We start from the raw sequence: 16,075 nt of genomic DNA, 5'->3' as shown, positions 1-16,075 counted from the left end.
CTGGCCGCGATTTCTCGAATATAGCACCAAAAACAACCACGGGTAGGTTTGTTGCCGCTGGTACAGTGACGGGCATGAGCGGTGCCGGCGAAGTCAGAAGGTACGCCAAGGGCGAGGCCAAACGCCGCGAGATCCTGCGCGCCGCCCTCGCGGTGATCGCCGAGCGGGGCTACCGCAACTCGACGCTGCAGGAGATCGCGGATGCCGTCGGCCTCAGCAAGGCGGGCGTGCTGCACTACTTCGACTCCCGCGAAGAGCTCATGGCCGAGGTCCTGCTGGAGCGGGATGCCCAGGACAGAGCAGCCCTCGCCTCCGAGGCGGACGACACCATCGACCTCCTCAGCCGGGCCGCAGAGCACAACGGCACCGTGCCGGGGCTGGTCCAGCTGTATTCCCGGCTCGTCGTCGAGGGGGAGGCCCCGGAACATCCGGCCAATGGCTACATTCGCGAACGCTACGCGGATCTCGTCGCCAGGCTCGCCGACGCGGTGCGAGCGAGGCAGACGGCCGGCGACATTCGGGCGGACGTCGATCCGGTCGCCGTCGCCCGGCTGATCACGGCGGCGAGCGACGGCCTCCAGCTGCAGTGGATGTACGAGCCGCGAATCGACATGCGGACGATCCTCGACGGGATGATCGGACTCCTGAGCCCTCCCGAGTGACCTCGTCTCAGCTCTCGGCGGCGCCGAGGCGCCAGTAGCCCATGAAGGCGACGGAGCCACGATCGATCCCCGCCGTGCCGACGAGATGGCGGCGCAGCTCCCTGATCAAGCCGGACTCCCCGGCGAGCCAGACGTAGGTCCCGGTCGAGGCGGTCGTGGGCAACCGCGCTCCCGTCGCCGGATCGAGGCCGGGGACCTCCCAGATCGTGCCCTCACCGGTCTCCGTCGAGTCGGCAGCGTCCGCCAGGGCCGCGGCGGGGATGGCCGCGCGGATCGCGGCCGCGAGCAGCGCGCCGTGCAGGGTGTGGCCGGCCCGAGGCAGCCAGGTGACCCGGGTCCCCTCGGCGGTCGCGATCGGCAGGATGTCGTCGGCGGCCGGAACCTCGATGAATGCGCGGGTCGTGGTGCCGGGCGGCAGCGATTCCAGCACGGCGGCGATCGCCGGTGCTGCCGTCTCGTCGCCGGCGAGCAGGTAGCGCCGCGCCCCCTCCGGCGGGTTCCAGGCCACGCTTCCCCATGGCCCGCCCGCCGGCGCATCCGGGCCGATGATCTTCACCCGATCGCCGACGGCCACGGAACCCGCCCAGCGCGATGCCGGTCCACCGGCGCCGTGCAGCACGAAGTCGACGTCCAGGAAGACCCGGTCGTCCGTCGTCCAGCGCCGCCTGACGGTATAGGTGCGCATTGGCGGCCGCTCCTCGGCGGAGAGCGCGCACCAGGCCGCGTACCAGCCGGCGGAGGACAGGTCGGCCTCTGGATAGCCGCCGCGGGCGTTCGGCAGCAGCAGCTTGACGCGCTGGTCGAGACCCTCTTCGGCAAAGCCGGCGAGGTCGTCGCCGCCGAAGACGATCCGCACGAAGGAGGGGCTGAGCCGGTGGACGGCGGTGACGACGACGTCGAAGGCCCGGTAGAGCGCGGTCACGACGCCGGCCGATGATGTCGGCCGATCGGCACCACGAGCGGCGTGTGCGACACGGGATCCTGGATGACCCGGCTGTCGAGCCCGAACACGTCGCGTACCACCTCCTCGGTCACCACCGCAGCCGGGCTTCCGCTGGCCGCGATGCGACCGTCCTTCATGGCGATGAGATGATCGGCGTACCTGGCCGCGAGGTTGAGGTCGTGCAGGACGATGACGATGGTGGTCCCGCGACGCCGGTTGAGATCGGTCAGCAGGTCGAGCACGTCGATCTGATAGCTCAGATCGAGGAAGGTCGTCGGCTCGTCGAGCAGCAGGATGTCGGTGTCCTGTGCCAGCGCCATGGCGATCCAGACCCGCTGGCGCTGGCCGCCGGAGAGCTCGTCCACCGATCGTCCGGCCAGCTCCAGGGTGTCCGTGGCGGCCAGCGCCCCGGCGACCGCCTCGTCGTCCGCGGGCGTCCAGCGACGGAACCAGCCCTGATGGGGATAGCGGCCGCGACTCACCAGATCGGTGACGGTGATCCCCTCCGGCGACGTGGGCGACTGCGGCAGCAGGCCGAGCGACCTGGCCACCTCTTTTGCGGGACGCGACCGGATGTCCGATCCGTCCAGCAGCACCGTGCCGCTCACCGGGGCGAGCAGCCTGGCGAGGCCGCGCAGCAGCGTCGACTTGCCACAGGCGTTGGCGCCGACGATGACCGTGATGGAGCCGGCGGGGATGGTGGCCGACAGGCGGTCGACGATGAGACGGTCTCCGTAGGAGAGCGTCACCGATTCCGCGCGGAGGGAATGGGGAGCGGAGTCAGGCACCGGTGCCCTTTCTGTTCGAGAGGGCGAGCATCCACAGCAGATACGGCGCGCCGATGGCACCGGTGACGACACCGACGGGGAAACGCGTTCCGAGCAGGTGCTGTCCGGCGAAATCGGCGGCCAGGACGATGACGGCCCCGACCAGGGCGGAGGGGACGAGCGCCGCATCGGAGGCGCGCGTGACCCGCCTCGCGATCGGCCCGGCGAGCAGCGCGACGAAGGCGACGGGCCCCGCGGCGGCGGTCGCCACCGCGGCGAGGGCGACGGCGACGAGGATGAGGGCGAGACGGGAGCGCTCGACCCGCAGACCGAGGCCGGCGGCCGCGTCGTCGCCGAGCTGGAGGGCGCCGAGCGACCTGGACAGCAGCAGCGCCGCGGGGACCAGCACCAGCAGGGAGACCGTGAGGCCGGGCACCTGATTCCACAGGCTCCGGTTGAGGCTGCCGGTCAGCCAGACCAGCACGTCCTGCGCCTCCGAGACCGACGACCGGGTCAGCACGAAGGAGACCAGGGCCTGCAGCAGGGCGGCCACCCCGATCCCGATGAGCACGAGCCGATAGCCGGAGAGGCCCCCGCGATAGGCCAGCAGGTACATCGCCCCGGCCGTGAGCAGGGCGCCGGCGACGGCGACACCGGAGACGGCCAGACCGGATGCGCCGAAGACCGTGATGCCGATGACGGCGGAGGCGCTCGCCCCGGCGCTCACGCCGATGACGTCGGGGCTGGCGAGGACGTTGCGGAGCATGGTCTGGAAGATGGTGCCCGACATACCGAAGGCCAGGCCGACCAGGAGCGCGTCGATCGCCCTGGGCAGCCGCAGCTCCCCGACCGCGAAGCCGGCGCCGGGAACGAACTGCCCGGTCAGGACGCGCAGCACCTCCGACGGCGGGGTGATCGTCGTCCCGATGCAGAGGGTGAGGGCGAACAGGGCGGCGACGAGCAGCACGAGGGCGCCGACCGTGATCCTGCGCCTGTGGAGACCGATGGCCCGCGCGCCGCGGAGCGCGCTCACGGCGGTCACAGTCTCGCCATCCTGCGGAAGCGCACGATCAGGATGAACACCGGTGCGCCGATGACGGCCGTGACGATGCCCACCTCCAACTCGCCGGGGCGGGCGATCAGCCGGCCGAGGACATCCGCCGACAGCAGCAGGATCGGCCCGAGGAGGGCGGACAGCGGCAGGATGCGCCGGTAGTCCGCACCGCTCACGAGGCGTGCGACGTGGGGGATCACGAGCCCGACGAAGCCGATCGGGCCGGCGAGGGCGGTCGCCGCCCCGCAGAGCAGCACCACCGCCAGTCCGCCGGTCGCCCTGGAAAGGGCGACCCGCTGGCCGAGCCCCCTGCCGACGTCGTCGCCGAGGGAGAGCACGTTGAGCATCCGGCCGCTGGACAGGGCGATCGCCCCGCCGACGATCAGGAACGGCAGCACCTGGCCGATCGCCTCGTCGCTGCGGCCGGCCAGGGAACCGACCTGCCAGAACCGGAAGGTGTCGAGGGTGTCGGCGCTCGTCAACAGGGTCGCGCTCACAAGGGAACCGAGCGCCGCCGTGACCGCGGCCCCGGTGAGGGCCAGCTTCACCGGGGTGGCGCCGTCGCGGCCGATCGCCGCGACGCTGTAGACGACGAGAGCCGCCAGCGCCGCGCCGAGGAAGGCGAACCAGATATATCCGCCGACGGAGGTCACGCCGAGGATGGTCATCGCCCCGACGACGAAGAGGGCGGCCCCGGCGTTCACGCCGAGCAGTCCGGGATCGGCAAGGGGATTGCGCGCCACTCCCTGCATGACGGCGCCGGCAAGCCCCAGGGCGGCGCCGACCAAGAGGCCCGCCAGTGTCCTGGGGATGCGGGACTGCACCGCCAGATCGGAGATGCTGTCCGGGTCGGGAGCGAACAGGCCGTGGGCGGCCGCCGCGAGCGACATGTCCCTCGCCCCGTAGGCGAGCGACAGCCCGACGACGAGAACGAGGGCCAGCACGCAGAGCGCGACGGCGGCGGGGAACAGTCTCGTGCGCCGGAGCCGCCGGTGTGCCTGCGACGGCCCGGCGGGCGGCGCAGCCGTGACGGTGTTGATGTCAGTCGGCCTTTGCGGCGGCCTTGCCGATGAGGGGCACGTACTTGTCGAGCGCCCACGGGATGGAGAGCAGCGACGGAGCCGACGTCGACATGATGAAGGTCGTGTCGATCATCGGCACGACGGCGCCGCGTTTGACCGCGGGGATCTGGCCGAGGAGCGGGTTCTGCGCGATTGCATCGAGCGCCTCGTCGCTGTCCGCGTACAGGATGACGATGTCGGCGTCGATCGTGTCGGCGTTCTCCGCGCTGATGGTTCCGTAGAACTCCGAGCTGCCCTTGCTGAGCTTCTCGACCGTTGGCGAGTTCTTCAGCCCGAGCTCGGTGACGAACTGCACCCGCGCGTCATTCGGGGTGTAGTAGGTGATGGCGTCGGGATTGGCGGACGTGATCGAGAGGTAGGCGAAGGTCTTGCCCGCGATCTTCGGGTACTTGGCGACCTCCGCCGCCATGAGCTTCTCGGTCGAGGCGATCTTGGCCTTCGCCTCCTTCTCTTTTCCGAGCGCCTTCGCGTCCATCAGGGTGGTCTCCTTCCAGGAGGTGCCCCACGGCTTGTCCGGGTAGCCGACGACGGGCGCGATCTTGCTCAGGGTGTCGAAGTCCTCCTGGGTGAGGCCGGAATAGGCGGCGAGGATCACGTCGGGTTGAGCGTCGCCGATGGCCTCGAACGGGATGCCGTCCGTCTCGTCGTGCAGCGGGACATCGGTGCCCTTGAGCTTCTTCAGCGCGTCGTAGGTCCAGGGGAGGATGCCGTCCTTGTTGTTGTCCCCGTAGCTGGCGAAGGGCATGTCGACGGGAACAACGCCGAGGGCGGCGGCGACGTCCTGATTCGTCCAGCTGACGGTCACGACGCGCTTCGGCCTGGACGTGATCGTGGCCGAACCGAGTTTGCTGTCGATCGTGACGGGGAATCCGGTGCCTGCGGCGGGCTTCGCGGCGGGGTCCTGCGCGGCGGACGACGCGCATCCCCCCAGTAGAAGCGCTGCGGCGGCGAGACCTGCGGCGAGCGAGAGGCGACGGGAGGGCGAGAGGTGCGGCACAACGATCCTTTGCCTGGGAGGAGCAAGCAAAGGTAAGGCTAACCTAATGAACCGGTTGGGGGAAAGCCGGTTTCCCGTCGATCGACCGAGATCGGCTCGCGCGGGCAGCGGATCCGGTGTGCCGGGAGGTCAGCGATTCTGCTCCGGCTCCGCCGTGAGCTCCTCGATCGCGTCGAGTTCCGTGACCAGCTCGTAGGCGGTGAGACCGCGCGGCATCTCCTCGATGCCGTCGTGTGTTCCCAGCACCTTCGACTCGTCCAGCAGGCTCAGCTTCCTGGCGGAGGGCAGCACCTGCCGTTCCAGCGATCCGACGAAGCCGTTGTAGTGCTTGACGGTGCTCTCGATCGACCGGCCCAGCCGATCGACGTGGTTGGCGAGCGTGGCGAGCCGGCCGTACAGCTCGCGGCTCAGGTCGAAGAGCATCTTCGCCTCCTGGGTCACGACGTCCTGCTGCCAGCTGAAGGCCACCGTCTTCAGCACGGACCACAGGGTCACCGGCGAGGCCAGGGCCACCCGCTTGGAGAAGGCGTAGTCCATGATGCCGGGATCGGCTTCCATGGCGGAGGCCACGAGGGACTCGCTGGGGATGAACGCGATCACGAGCTCGGGAGACGCGTCCAGACCCGCCCAATAGGCCTTGCCGCCGAGGGTGTCGATGTGAGCGCGGACGGCGCGGACATGCTGTTTGATGAAGGCCTCGCGCCTGGCCCCCTCCTCGCCCGTCGCCGTGACCGCGATCTGGCTCGCCTCGAGGTAGGCGGTGAACGGCACCTTCGCGTCGACCGCGATGTTCTTCCCGCCCGGCAGGTGGATGACCATGTCCGGCCGGCCGGCGCCGGCGTCCGAGGTGATGCTGGACTGCACGTCGAAGTCCACCCGTTCGATGAGGCCGGCCGCCTGCACGACGTTGCGCAGCTGGGTCTCGCCCCAGACCCCACGGGTGGCGTTGTTTCGCAGGGCGGAGGCGAGGGATTCCGCGGTCGAGCGCAGCCGCTCCTCCGATTCGGTCGCATTCCTCAGCTGCTCGCTGAGCTCGCCGTGCTGCCTCGAGCGCTGGCCCTCCAGCTCGGTGACCTTCTGCTGCATCGTCCGCAGGGACTCCTGGACGGGGGAGAGGGCCTGCAGCACCTTGCTCTCGCTCTGCCTGCGCTCCGCCTCGGCGAGCCGTTCCTGGCGCTGGCGTTCGGCGAGATCGCGGTACTGTTCCCGCTGATCGGCCAGCTGCCTCTCCAACGCGAGCGCGGTCGCCTCGGCGGCGGCGAGCTCAGCGGCGAGCCGGGATCGGGTCTCGGCCTCTTCGGCGCGCACGGCGCCGATGGCGAGCTCGTGCTGCGAGGCGAGGAGGGCGGGGTCGATGGAGGCGGACCCACCCCGGCCCCTGTTCCGCGCGAGCAACAGCCCGATGACCCCGCCGAGCACGACGCCGACGAGAAGGCCGATGATGAGGGCGACGATGGGATCCATGGAACCAGTGTGACAGCGGGCGGCGACATCGCCGGGAGGTCACCCGGCGATCGCCGTGAGGCGGTCCCCTCGCGCGATCCTGCCCGGCACGATCACCTCCGCGAAGACCCCGAAGTCGATGGTCCTGCCGTGCCGGCGATACCCGGCGAGGGTGCGGAGGAGTCGTGTTCCCGACGCTCCGGTCTCCGGATCGAAGTCGATGACCGCGCAGCGGTCGATGCCGCCCCGGATGCGCAGCCGCGCGGTGCCGATCTGGAACTCGCGGCCATCCCAGGAGTCCTCGACGTGCGGTTCGAGGTCGTCGGTGTCGACCACGAAGTTGGCGCGGAATCGCTCGCTGCGCACCTCGTGCCCGACCAGCTCCGCGAGCCGCCGCAGCGATGCCGTCGTGACGATGGTGATGGTGGCGCCGTAGACGAACTCGCCCGCAACCGCGGATCGGATGAGCGCGACCTCCCGCCCGAGGAGCTCGGTGTATGCCGCGGCCCACGGCCCCTCCACCAACCTGGCCGCTGCCGGCCTTCCCCAGTAGTCCATCTCGATGATCTCGCCCGTGGTGCGTGGGAGCGCCGTGATCGTCTTGTCCCCGATGTCGATGGTGAGCAGGTCGCCGTCGCGGTGTGCGCACGAGCTCAGCAGCGCTGGGTTCTCCACCGTCTTGAGCACCCGCCCACGCGCCGGGTCGACGAGCGAGAAGTCGCGGTCGCCGACGACGCCGTGACGATCGAGGGCGGCGGAGTCGTGTTCGAGGTGTCTGCCGCCCTTGACGGGCGTGAATCCGACGCGCTGTATGTGCATCCCCCCACGATGCCATCCCGCGTCGTCCTCCGCTCGCCGCATCAAACATTTCGAGAACAATAAGCTCTGTCCGAACATCCGGGACGGTCCTTTCCCCGCCGTTAGCATGGCCGCATGGACATCGTGGATCACTGGCTTTCCGGCGCCCCGTTCGAGGGCGAATCGACCCGCACCGCCCCCGTCTACGACCCCGCGCTCGGTCTCGTCGCCCGCGAGGTGAGGCTGGCCAGCGCCGTCGACGTCGACGCCGCCGTGGCCGCCGCCTCCGCGGCCTTCCCCGGGTGGGCGGAGACCTCGCTCGCCAAGCGGCAGTCGGTGATCTTCGCCTTCCGAGAGCTGCTCAACGCGCGCAAGCAGGAGCTGGCGGAGATCCTCACCGCCGAGCACGGCAAGGTGCTCTCCGACGCCCTCGGCGAGATCGCCAGGGGCCTCGAGGTCGTCGAATTCGCCACCGGCATGCCGCATCTGCTCAAGGGCGAGTACTCGGAGAACGTCTCTACCGGCGTCGACGTGTATTCGACCAGGGAGCCGCTCGGCGTCGTCGGCATCATCAGCCCGTTCAACTTCCCGGCCATGGTGCCACTCTGGTTCTTCCCGATCGCGATCGCGGCGGGCAACACCGTTGTCCTCAAGCCGAGCGAGAAGGATCCGTCCGCCTCGGTCTGGATGGCACGGCTGTTCCAGGAGGCCGGGCTGCCGGACGGCGTGCTCAACGTCGTCCACGGAGACAAGGTCGCGGTGGATGCCCTGCTCGCGCATCCGCGCGTCGCATCCATCTCCTTCGTCGGGTCGACGCCCATCGCGAGGTACATCTACGAGACGGGCAGCGCCGCTGGCAAGCGCGTCCAGGCGCTCGGCGGGGCGAAGAACCACATGCTCGTGCTGCCGGACGCCGACCTGGACCTCGCCGCGGACGCCGCGGTGAACGCCGGCTTCGGCTCAGCGGGTGAGCGCTGCATGGCGATCAGCGTGCTCGTCGCCGTCGAGCCCGTCGCCGACGAGCTCGTCGCGAGGATCGCCTCGCGGATGTCCGGCCTCACCGTCGGCGACGGCCGCAGGAGCTGCGACATGGGGCCGCTCATCACCCGCGAGCACCGGGACAAGGTAGCGGGCTACATCGACCTCGCGACCGAGGACGGCGCCACGGTGGTCGTCGACGGCCGCGGGATCGAGGTGGACGGGGCATCCGACGGTTTCTGGCTCGGGCCCACCCTCATCGACGCGGTGCCCACCTTGTCGCGGGTCTACACGGACGAGATCTTCGGGCCCGTGCTCTCTGTCGTACGCGTCGCCTCCTACGAGGAGGGGGTGGAGCTCATCAACGCCGGCGCCTACGGCAACGGCACCGCGATCTTCACCAATGACGGCGGGGCCGCCCGACGGTTCCAGCGGGAGGTGCAGGTCGGGATGATCGGCATCAACGTGCCGATCCCCGTTCCCGTCGCCTACTACTCCTTCGGCGGTTGGAAGGACTCGCTCTTCGGCGACACCAAGGCGTACGGGCCGGACGGTTTCCACTTCTTCACCAGGCAGAAGGCGATCACCCGTCGATGGCTCGACCCGAGCCACGCCGGGCTCAACCTGGGCTTCCCCGAGAACCGCTGAGCGCCCGGCTCCGGCCCGCTCGCCTCTCCGGCCTCCTCGTCCCGCCGCTGCCATGCGCATAACTCCTGCAGTCTTTCGGCCGGCAGCTGCGACTGCCCGATTTCCCGGGCCCGCTAGGTCCGCTCGGGCCCGCTGCGCGAGAACTGCAGGAGTTATGCGCATGGGCCGGTCTCGACCTCGAGCACGCGATTCTCGCCATTCGGGCGGCGTGGTCCGGGAATGACCGTCCTGAGCCGGGGAACCTCCTTGGCGTCGTGCGCATAACTCCTGCGATTCGTCGCTTCACGGGCACGATTCACCGCCGGGGCGGGCCCGTCCGTGCTGGGTGTGGGAGAACTGCAGGAGTTATGCACGCGGCGACGAGCCGGACCTCAGGCGGCGCGCCCGCAGGCTGCCCGCCAGGGCCGTCGCACCGATCGTGATGATCGCCCCGAGCAGCAACGCGGCATCCTCTCCCGGTTCGAGCAGGTGCAGCTGGGTCCCGAGCGCCGCGGCGGCCACCGGGACCCCCAGCTGCCCGGCCGACATCACCGCGAGCAGCCAGGGCAGTCCGGTCGCCCTGGCGGCCAGATGGGCGACGATGCCCGCGATTCCGAGACAGAAGCCGAGCAGGATCATCGACGGATGCGCGGCGAGATGGCCGAGGTCGATGGTCGAGCCGAGCCAGACGAAGAACAGCGGGCCGAAGAACCCCTCGGTGATCCCGAACAGCTGCCTGGTTAGCCGATGCGGTTCGCCGAGCGCCCCGATGACGAGCCCGAGTGCGAAGCCGGCGAGCATGATCGACACGTGGGTGAACTCGGCCAGCGCGGCGAGCGCGAACAGGAACAGCAGATTGAGGCGCAGCTCGAGCGCGAACCGCCGCCGCTCGGAGAACTCGTGCAGCCGCTGTTTCAGCCGGCGCCGGTCGAGGGCCCTGAGCACGAAGAACAGGACGAGCGCGCATCCGGCGATGAGCAGCGCACCGAGCGCGGCGGGCCCGGCCTCCGCGGGGTCGATGGCGAGCGGCAGGACCACGATGCACACGGCGTCGGCGATGGCGACCTGGGCGGTCAGCTGCAGCACACGAGGCCCGTCCATCCGCAGCGACCCGATGATCGGGAGGATAAGCGCGGCGGAGGAGGAGGCGATGAGCACGGCATAGAGCGCCGCGTGCCCGGTGCCGAAGGCCGCGGAGAGGGCGAGCCCAAGGGGGACCGCGAGCACCCCCACCAGGACGGCTCCGAGCAGACTGCGTGCGATGGCCGACCGCACCGCAGGATCCCGAACCGGGACGTGCGATCCGACGACGAACATCGTCAGCCCGAAGCCGATGCTCGCGAGCAGGCTGAACGACGGGTCCGCCGGGTCGACCAGCCGCAGGCCGGACGAGCCGATCGCGAGTCCTCCGAGCAGTTCCCCGATCACGACGGGGACGTTCCACGAGGTCTTGGCCGCGAGCAGCGGTCCGAGCAGGCCGATGCCGACGACGAGGGCGAGCAGGGAGAAGGTCACCCGAGGTGGTGGCCGAGCGCCATGGGCGCGGCCTCCTCCGCGGTCGCCCCGATCGCGCGGATCCTGCAGCCGACGATCGACGCGAGGCTCTGGATGTCTGCGGCATCGTGGCGTCCGGCGGCGTGGACGACGATGGCCGCGCAGGCCTCGGCATCCGCGAGCGCGTCGTGGTGGTGGAAGTCCTCGAAGCCGGCGGCCATGGCGGCGACCGGCAGGCGGTAGGAGTCGAGATTGTAGGTCTTGCGGGCGACCTGCAGGCTGCACAGGTAGCGGAAGGCGGGCACCTCGACGAAGCTCGCCAGACAGGCGGCCGTGATCACGCCCATGTCGAAACCGGCGTTGTGGGCGACCAGATGGTCGCCGTCGGCGAAGGCCACCAGGTCGGGCAGTTGCTCGCTCCAGAGCGCGGCATCCGCCACATCCGCGGCGACGATGCCATGGATGCGGGTGTTCCACTCGGTGAACTGATCGTGGCCGAGGGGAGGCCTGATGAACCAGCCGGCCCGGTCAACGACCCTGCCGTCGCGCACCTTCACCAGGCCGACGGAGCACGCGGATGCGCTCGAGGAGTTGGCGGTTTCGAAATCGATCGCGGTGAAGTTCAGGGCCATCACCGCATCGTCTCACGGTCGTCCGACCGCGCCGGGTGAGCACGCCGACGAGTCCTTAGGATTGTCCGATGGAGACGGTGCTCGGTGCGGTGCGGGACCCGACGGAGCTGGAACGGATGATCGTGCTCGCGCAGGCGGGCAGGGCATCCAGTTTCGACGTGCTCACGACCTTCGCCTCGACGCCCGTCGTCGTGCCAAGCGGAACGGTCGTCACGGACAATCTCAGCCAGCTGCAGCCGCTGCTCTTCGACCGGGACGGCATCACCATGGTCGCCATCTTCACGCACCTCGATGAGATCGCCGACTTCGCCGAGCTGGCGCGATACACGCTGACGACGCTGGGCCGCAATCTGCTGATCTCGCTGCCGCCGACGGCCGGGATCGTGGTCAACCCCAGTCGGTCGATCGGTTTCGACGTGCTTCCCGACGGCATCGGTGCCTTCCTGCGCGACAGTCGCGAGTAGCGTCATCCCCATGGACGAGAACAGAACCCCGGCGCAGGCCAACTCCTTCGGCCTGGCAGTCGACGAGTACGAGCGCTCCCGGCCCGGCTATCCGCAGGCCGCCATCGAGTGGCTCGTGCCGGAGGAGGCGCACACCGTTCTCGACCTCGCCGCGGGGACGGGCAAGCTCACCCGGTCGCTCGTCGCCAGGGGGCTCGACGTGGTCGCCGTGGAGCCCGACGACGAGATGCGGACGCGGCTGGCGGCGGTGATCCCCTCGGTGCGGGCGCTCAAGGGCACGGCAGAGCACATCCCCCTTCCCGATGCGAGCGTGGATGCGGTCACGGTCGCGCAGGCCTGGCACTGGGTCGACGAGGCGCTCGCCGTGCCGGAGATCGCGCGCGTGCTGCGTCCGGGCGGCACCCTCGGCCTGGTCTGGAACGTCCGCGACGAACGGGTCGATTGGGTGCACAAACTCGGCGACATCATCCAGAATCACGCGGTCGATCGCGCCTTGGCCGAACTCCGCGGGATCGGGGAGCCGTTCGGACCGCTGGAGGCCTTCGAGACGGACTGGGCGCAGACCGTCACGCCGGAGTCGCTCATCACCCTCGTCGAATCGCGCAGCTACATGATCACGGCGACGGACGACCATCGTCGCGCCACCCTCGACGCGGTGCGCCGACTGATGGAGACCGACCCGGCTCTGGCCGGGCGCGACCGCTTCGAGCTGCCCTACCGCACCTACTGCTTCCGCGCCGTGGTGCGATCGGCACCCATAGACTAGGGGCCCGTGGCTCTCACTATTGCGATCGTCGGACTGCCCAATGTCGGCAAGTCCACCCTGTTCAACGCCCTGACCAAGAATCAGGTGCTCGCGGCGAACTATCCGTTCGCGACGATCGAGCCGAACGTCGGGGTGGTGAACCTTCCGGATGCCCGCCTCGGGGTGCTCGCGGAGCTCTTCGGGAGCGAGCGCATCCTGCCGGCCCCCGTCTCCTTCGTGGACATCGCCGGCATCGTCAAGGGCGCCTCCGTCGGTGAGGGCCTCGGCAACAAGTTCCTCGCCAACATCCGCGAGGCGGACGCGATCGCACAGGTCATCCGCGGGTTCTCCGATCCGGACGTCGTGCACGTCGATGGCAAGGTCGACGCAGCCTCCGACCTCGAGACCATCAACACCGAGCTCATCCTGGCCGATCTGCAGACCCTCGAGAAGGCGATCGAGCGCTACCAGAAGGAGGTCAAGACCCGGCGCACCGAGCCCGCCGTGCTGGAGACGGCCCTGGCAGCGCAGAAGGTGCTCAACGACGGCAAGCCGCTCTCCTCCTCGACCCTCGACACCTCGCCGATCCGCGAGCTCGGGCTGCTCACCAGCAAGCCGTTCATCTACGTTTTCAACGTCGACGAGGCCATCCTCGGCGATGCGCCTCGCCTAGCTGAGCTGGCCGCCCTCGTCGCGCCGGCGAAGGCGATCTTCCTCGACGCGAAGCTGGAGTCGGAGCTCATCGACCTGGATGCCGCGGATGCCGCGGAGCTGCTCGCCTCGACCGGCCAGGAGGAGAGCGGTCTCGATCAGCTCGCCCGCATCGGCTTCGACACGCTCGGCCTGCAGACCTATCTGACCGCCGGCCCCAAGGAGACACGGGCCTGGACCATCCCGAAGGGCGCGAAGGCCCCCCAGGCGGCCGGTGTCATCCATTCGGACTTCGAGAAGGGCTTCATCAAGGCGGAGGTGATCGGCTTCGACGACCTCGTCGAGACCGGGTCGATCGCCGAGGCCCGCGCCAAGGGCAAGGCCCGCATCGAGGGCAAGGACTACGTCATGCAGGATGGCGACGTGGTGGAGTTCCGCTTCAACGTGTAGTCGGCTCTTCTGGAGTCGCTGGCTCGGTTAGCGCGGCGGCATAGTTGCGCATCGAGCGCTGATACCGGGGCAATGCCTCGATTTGCGTCTCGATGGCGACCCGGAGCGCCTCATCCTTGCGGCCCGCGCTATGAAGCGCCAGAGCCAACACGACACGAGGCGCCGAGCCTGTCGATTCGTGAGTCGGGGCGGCGCTCAAGACAGCGATGGCTTCGTCAAGTCGGCCGAGGTTGCGCAGGGTCGATCCGTACTGCACGGCGAGTTGAGCATGCCGAGCGTCGTCGAGGGTGAGTTCGAGCGCGCGCTCATACTCCGCGCCTGCCTCAGCTTCGAATCCCATCGAGTCGTACATGCTCGCGAGCTCGAATGCGCCCCGGCCGTCGCGCGCTGGGCACGCATCAGCCAACTCCCGCATGGCCTTGACACCTTCATCACGGCTGAGTGAGTCGAATTTGTCCCAGAGGTCTGTGACGGATGCTTCCCATTGGTTGAGGTCTGCTGGCATGGAATCTAGTTTGTCAGGCAGCGACCCCCACGAAGTCGGGAGAGAACCGGTGGCAATCAGTGGCAGAGGTTGCTCCGTACCGCAACCTGGTGGAGTTCCGCTTCGGATCGACATCGACGACCAGACAGGCGCGCCCGCTCAGTCGCGAATGTCGATTCCGTAGGTCGTACCCCATGATGGGTCGGCGGTGATGATATCGGTGACTCCTTCGGTTGCGTCGACGTATCCGAGTACCAGATGAACGCCGGGTTCCGTGCCGGAGCTGTCGAGCACACGCAGCGTGGTCGACGAGCCACTGGTCGTTTCCTGGTTTTCGAAGCACTTCTTGTCGGCGTTGCAGAAGATCGGGTAGGCGGCCACGGAAGCGGCGGGGTCGCCAACACGCACCCCTTTCGGGCCGGTGATGGACAGAGAGCCCTCCGGCCGTCCCTGGGCGTAGACGGTCAGTCGGTCCACGCCGGACTTGTCCGCGGGCCAATCGGAGTGGATGAGGAACAACCCTCCCCAGAGGTAGGTCGTCGGGCCACTTGTCGTACGGGTACTGGTGTGTAACGCCCAAAGAATCCGTCACGGTGAGGCGCTGCGCGCCGATCACGATCGATGGGAGTGGGATCGCCGCGACGGACGCCGTGGCCGTCGGCGAGCTGGACGACTGATCAGTGACTGGATCTGGCTGGGCCACACAGCCGGTCACGCCGAGCAGGAGCAGAGGTCTGATGGCAGTCGTTCTCATACGCATAGTCGAAGCACGACAGCGTTGGCCTTCAGCTTCAAACGGTCAGGGCATGGGCTCAACGAGGACGCAACGTCGTGGAGCTCCGTTTCACCAACTCATCGATTCGTCCGGGCTACGCCAGTCGGTGTCCTTTTTTAGCAATCACGTTCTATCAACCACGGGACTCGCCGACGTGCCATATTGATGGTGTGGGCTTTATTCGGGTTTGCAGGGTGTCGCAGTCTGTTATGCAGGGGCCGCGGGCCTTCCTCCGGCTGGCCGCGGTCGCGGCCATCGCCCTCTCCGCCTTCGCCGTCGTCGGATGCACGCCCGCTGTGCAGCCGTCGCCCACCGTTCACCCCGATCCCGGCCCGTCCCACACGCGGCAAGTGCCTTCTCCATCGAGCACTCCATCGACCGCACCCGCGGTCGCCATTCCGCGGGACTGTCACCAGCTGGTGAGTCCGGACTCCTACAAGAGAACCTTCGGCGACACCCCGCTCAACGATCCGGGGTTCGTCGGACCCGATGGAGCGGGCGCGGTGACCCCGTCCGCCCCTCCTCCGGGCGCGAACGCCTCCCAGATCCTGTCGAGTGCCGTCCAGCTGTACTGCGTCTGGCGCGACCCCCGGGCCGACATCACCGGCATCGCCGTGAGCGTGGCGACCGTCGACGGCGCGGTGGCCAGGGGACATCTCGACGAGCTCGCGACCCAGGGTTACACCTGCAAGGACGTCCACGAAGGCCGGCAGTGTCAGAAGGTCGAGAAGGATCCGGAATATCCGGTCGATGACGGCTTCACCTCTTTCTCCCGGGACGATGTCTACCTCAGCGTCACGCAATCGAACTTCCCGACCAACGACCTCATCGGCAGGATCGTGGCTACTCTGTGGCCGTAGGATCCGAAACCCGAAAGGAGTCGGACCTTTGTACGGGAGATTGCCGTACAATCGAGCAATGAGCATGGCAACCAAGAACACCAGGATCGAATTACGCCTGACCGGCGAACAGAAGAGCGAAATCGAACAGGCCGCGGCCCTGTCCGGTCGGTCCGTGACGGATTTCTCC

General features: G+C 68.8%; 18 protein-coding genes. 7 read left to right on the top strand and 11 right to left on the bottom strand.

Annotated features, from left to right (window positions below; genetic code table 11):
* Positions 1-74: 74 nt before the first annotated feature.
* On the top strand, positions 75-662 hold the full coding sequence (locus tag VGC18_RS09825; protein WP_331096774.1) for a helix-turn-helix domain-containing protein: 588 nt from the start codon (positions 75-77) through the stop codon (positions 660-662).
* 7 nt (positions 663-669) lie between these two features.
* Here VGC18_RS09825 and VGC18_RS09820 read toward each other — a convergent pair whose 3' ends face one another.
* The 7 genes from VGC18_RS09820 to VGC18_RS09790 form a co-directional block, all read right to left on the bottom strand.
* Positions 670-1,584 (bottom strand): siderophore-interacting protein, encoded by a 915-nt coding sequence (locus VGC18_RS09820; protein WP_331096772.1) that lies wholly within the window; start codon positions 1,582-1,584, stop codon positions 670-672.
* A complete protein-coding gene (locus tag VGC18_RS09815; protein ID WP_331096770.1) occupies positions 1,581-2,393 on the bottom strand; it encodes an ABC transporter ATP-binding protein in 813 nt (270 codons plus the stop codon). The genes VGC18_RS09820 and VGC18_RS09815 overlap by 4 nt, the downstream gene beginning before the upstream one ends.
* Complete coding sequence (locus VGC18_RS09810) at positions 2,386-3,414, bottom strand: FecCD family ABC transporter permease (RefSeq protein ID WP_331096769.1); 1,029 nt, start codon at positions 3,412-3,414, stop codon at positions 2,386-2,388. Before VGC18_RS09810 ends, VGC18_RS09815 begins: the two co-directional genes overlap by 8 nt.
* Positions 3,411-4,370 carry a FecCD family ABC transporter permease gene (locus tag VGC18_RS09805; RefSeq protein WP_414672873.1) on the bottom strand — a complete coding sequence of 320 codons (960 nt, stop codon included), beginning with the start codon at positions 4,368-4,370 and terminating at the stop codon, positions 3,411-3,413. Before VGC18_RS09805 ends, VGC18_RS09810 begins: the two co-directional genes overlap by 4 nt.
* 97 nt (positions 4,371-4,467) lie before the next feature.
* Entirely contained in the window at positions 4,468-5,505 is a 1,038-nt protein-coding gene (locus tag VGC18_RS09800; RefSeq protein ID WP_331096767.1) for an iron-siderophore ABC transporter substrate-binding protein, read from the bottom strand.
* 129 nt (positions 5,506-5,634) lie between these two features.
* On the bottom strand, positions 5,635-6,969 hold the full coding sequence (locus tag VGC18_RS09795; RefSeq protein WP_331096765.1) for a DNA recombination protein RmuC: 1,335 nt from the start codon (positions 6,967-6,969) through the stop codon (positions 5,635-5,637).
* Between the two features lie 39 nt (positions 6,970-7,008).
* Positions 7,009-7,767 (bottom strand): MOSC domain-containing protein, encoded by a 759-nt coding sequence (locus VGC18_RS09790; protein ID WP_331096763.1) that lies wholly within the window; start codon positions 7,765-7,767, stop codon positions 7,009-7,011.
* A gap of 114 nt (positions 7,768-7,881) precedes the next feature.
* Between VGC18_RS09790 and VGC18_RS09785 the strand changes: the two genes are divergently transcribed.
* Positions 7,882-9,372, top strand: coding sequence for a CoA-acylating methylmalonate-semialdehyde dehydrogenase (locus VGC18_RS09785; protein ID WP_331096761.1), 1,491 nt, complete (start codon positions 7,882-7,884; stop codon positions 9,370-9,372).
* A gap of 345 nt (positions 9,373-9,717) precedes the next feature.
* On the opposite strand, the gene VGC18_RS09780 is transcribed toward VGC18_RS09785, so the two are convergent.
* Both VGC18_RS09780 and VGC18_RS09775 read right to left on the bottom strand, forming a co-directional pair.
* Positions 9,718-10,866, bottom strand: coding sequence for a cation:proton antiporter (locus VGC18_RS09780; protein WP_331096759.1), 1,149 nt, complete (start codon positions 10,864-10,866; stop codon positions 9,718-9,720).
* Complete coding sequence (locus VGC18_RS09775; protein ID WP_331096757.1) at positions 10,863-11,477, bottom strand: exonuclease domain-containing protein; 615 nt, start codon at positions 11,475-11,477, stop codon at positions 10,863-10,865. The genes VGC18_RS09780 and VGC18_RS09775 overlap by 4 nt, the downstream gene beginning before the upstream one ends.
* Before the next feature lie 68 nt (positions 11,478-11,545).
* Here VGC18_RS09775 and VGC18_RS09770 point away from each other — a divergent pair, with 68 nt between their 5' ends.
* From VGC18_RS09770 to ychF, 3 genes are read left to right on the top strand one after another with little or no spacing between them, the layout of a single operon-like run.
* Positions 11,546-11,941 (top strand): SseB family protein, encoded by a 396-nt coding sequence (locus tag VGC18_RS09770; protein ID WP_331096755.1) that lies wholly within the window; start codon positions 11,546-11,548, stop codon positions 11,939-11,941.
* Between the two features lie 10 nt (positions 11,942-11,951).
* A complete protein-coding gene (locus VGC18_RS09765; RefSeq protein ID WP_331096753.1) occupies positions 11,952-12,707 on the top strand; it encodes a class I SAM-dependent methyltransferase in 756 nt (251 codons plus the stop codon).
* Positions 12,708-12,713: 6 nt separating this feature from the next.
* Entirely contained in the window at positions 12,714-13,787 is a 1,074-nt protein-coding gene (gene ychF / locus VGC18_RS09760) for a redox-regulated ATPase YchF (RefSeq protein ID WP_331096751.1), read from the top strand.
* Here ychF and VGC18_RS09755 read toward each other — a convergent pair.
* Together VGC18_RS09755 and VGC18_RS09750 are read right to left on the bottom strand one after the other, a co-directional pair.
* Entirely contained in the window at positions 13,777-14,292 is a 516-nt protein-coding gene (locus VGC18_RS09755; protein ID WP_331096749.1) for a tetratricopeptide repeat protein, read from the bottom strand. The genes ychF and VGC18_RS09755 overlap by 11 nt on opposite strands.
* A 138-nt stretch (positions 14,293-14,430) precedes the next feature.
* On the bottom strand, positions 14,431-14,748 hold the full coding sequence (locus tag VGC18_RS09750) for a hypothetical protein (protein WP_331096747.1): 318 nt from the start codon (positions 14,746-14,748) through the stop codon (positions 14,431-14,433).
* Positions 14,749-15,240: 492 nt separating this feature from the next.
* Here VGC18_RS09750 and VGC18_RS09745 point away from each other — a divergent pair, with 492 nt between their 5' ends.
* Together VGC18_RS09745 and VGC18_RS09740 are read left to right on the top strand one after the other, a co-directional pair.
* Entirely contained in the window at positions 15,241-15,906 is a 666-nt protein-coding gene (locus VGC18_RS09745) for a hypothetical protein (RefSeq protein ID WP_331096745.1), read from the top strand.
* On the top strand, positions 15,797-16,075 hold a 279-nt coding region (locus VGC18_RS09740; RefSeq protein WP_331096743.1), incomplete at its 3' end, for a DUF1778 domain-containing protein. The genes VGC18_RS09745 and VGC18_RS09740, both read left to right, overlap by 110 nt.

Source organism: Lacisediminihabitans sp., assembly GCF_036404185.1.
Taxonomy (GTDB): domain Bacteria; phylum Actinomycetota; class Actinomycetes; order Actinomycetales; family Microbacteriaceae; genus Lacisediminihabitans.
This window is presented reverse-complemented; position numbering and strand designations above follow the sequence as displayed.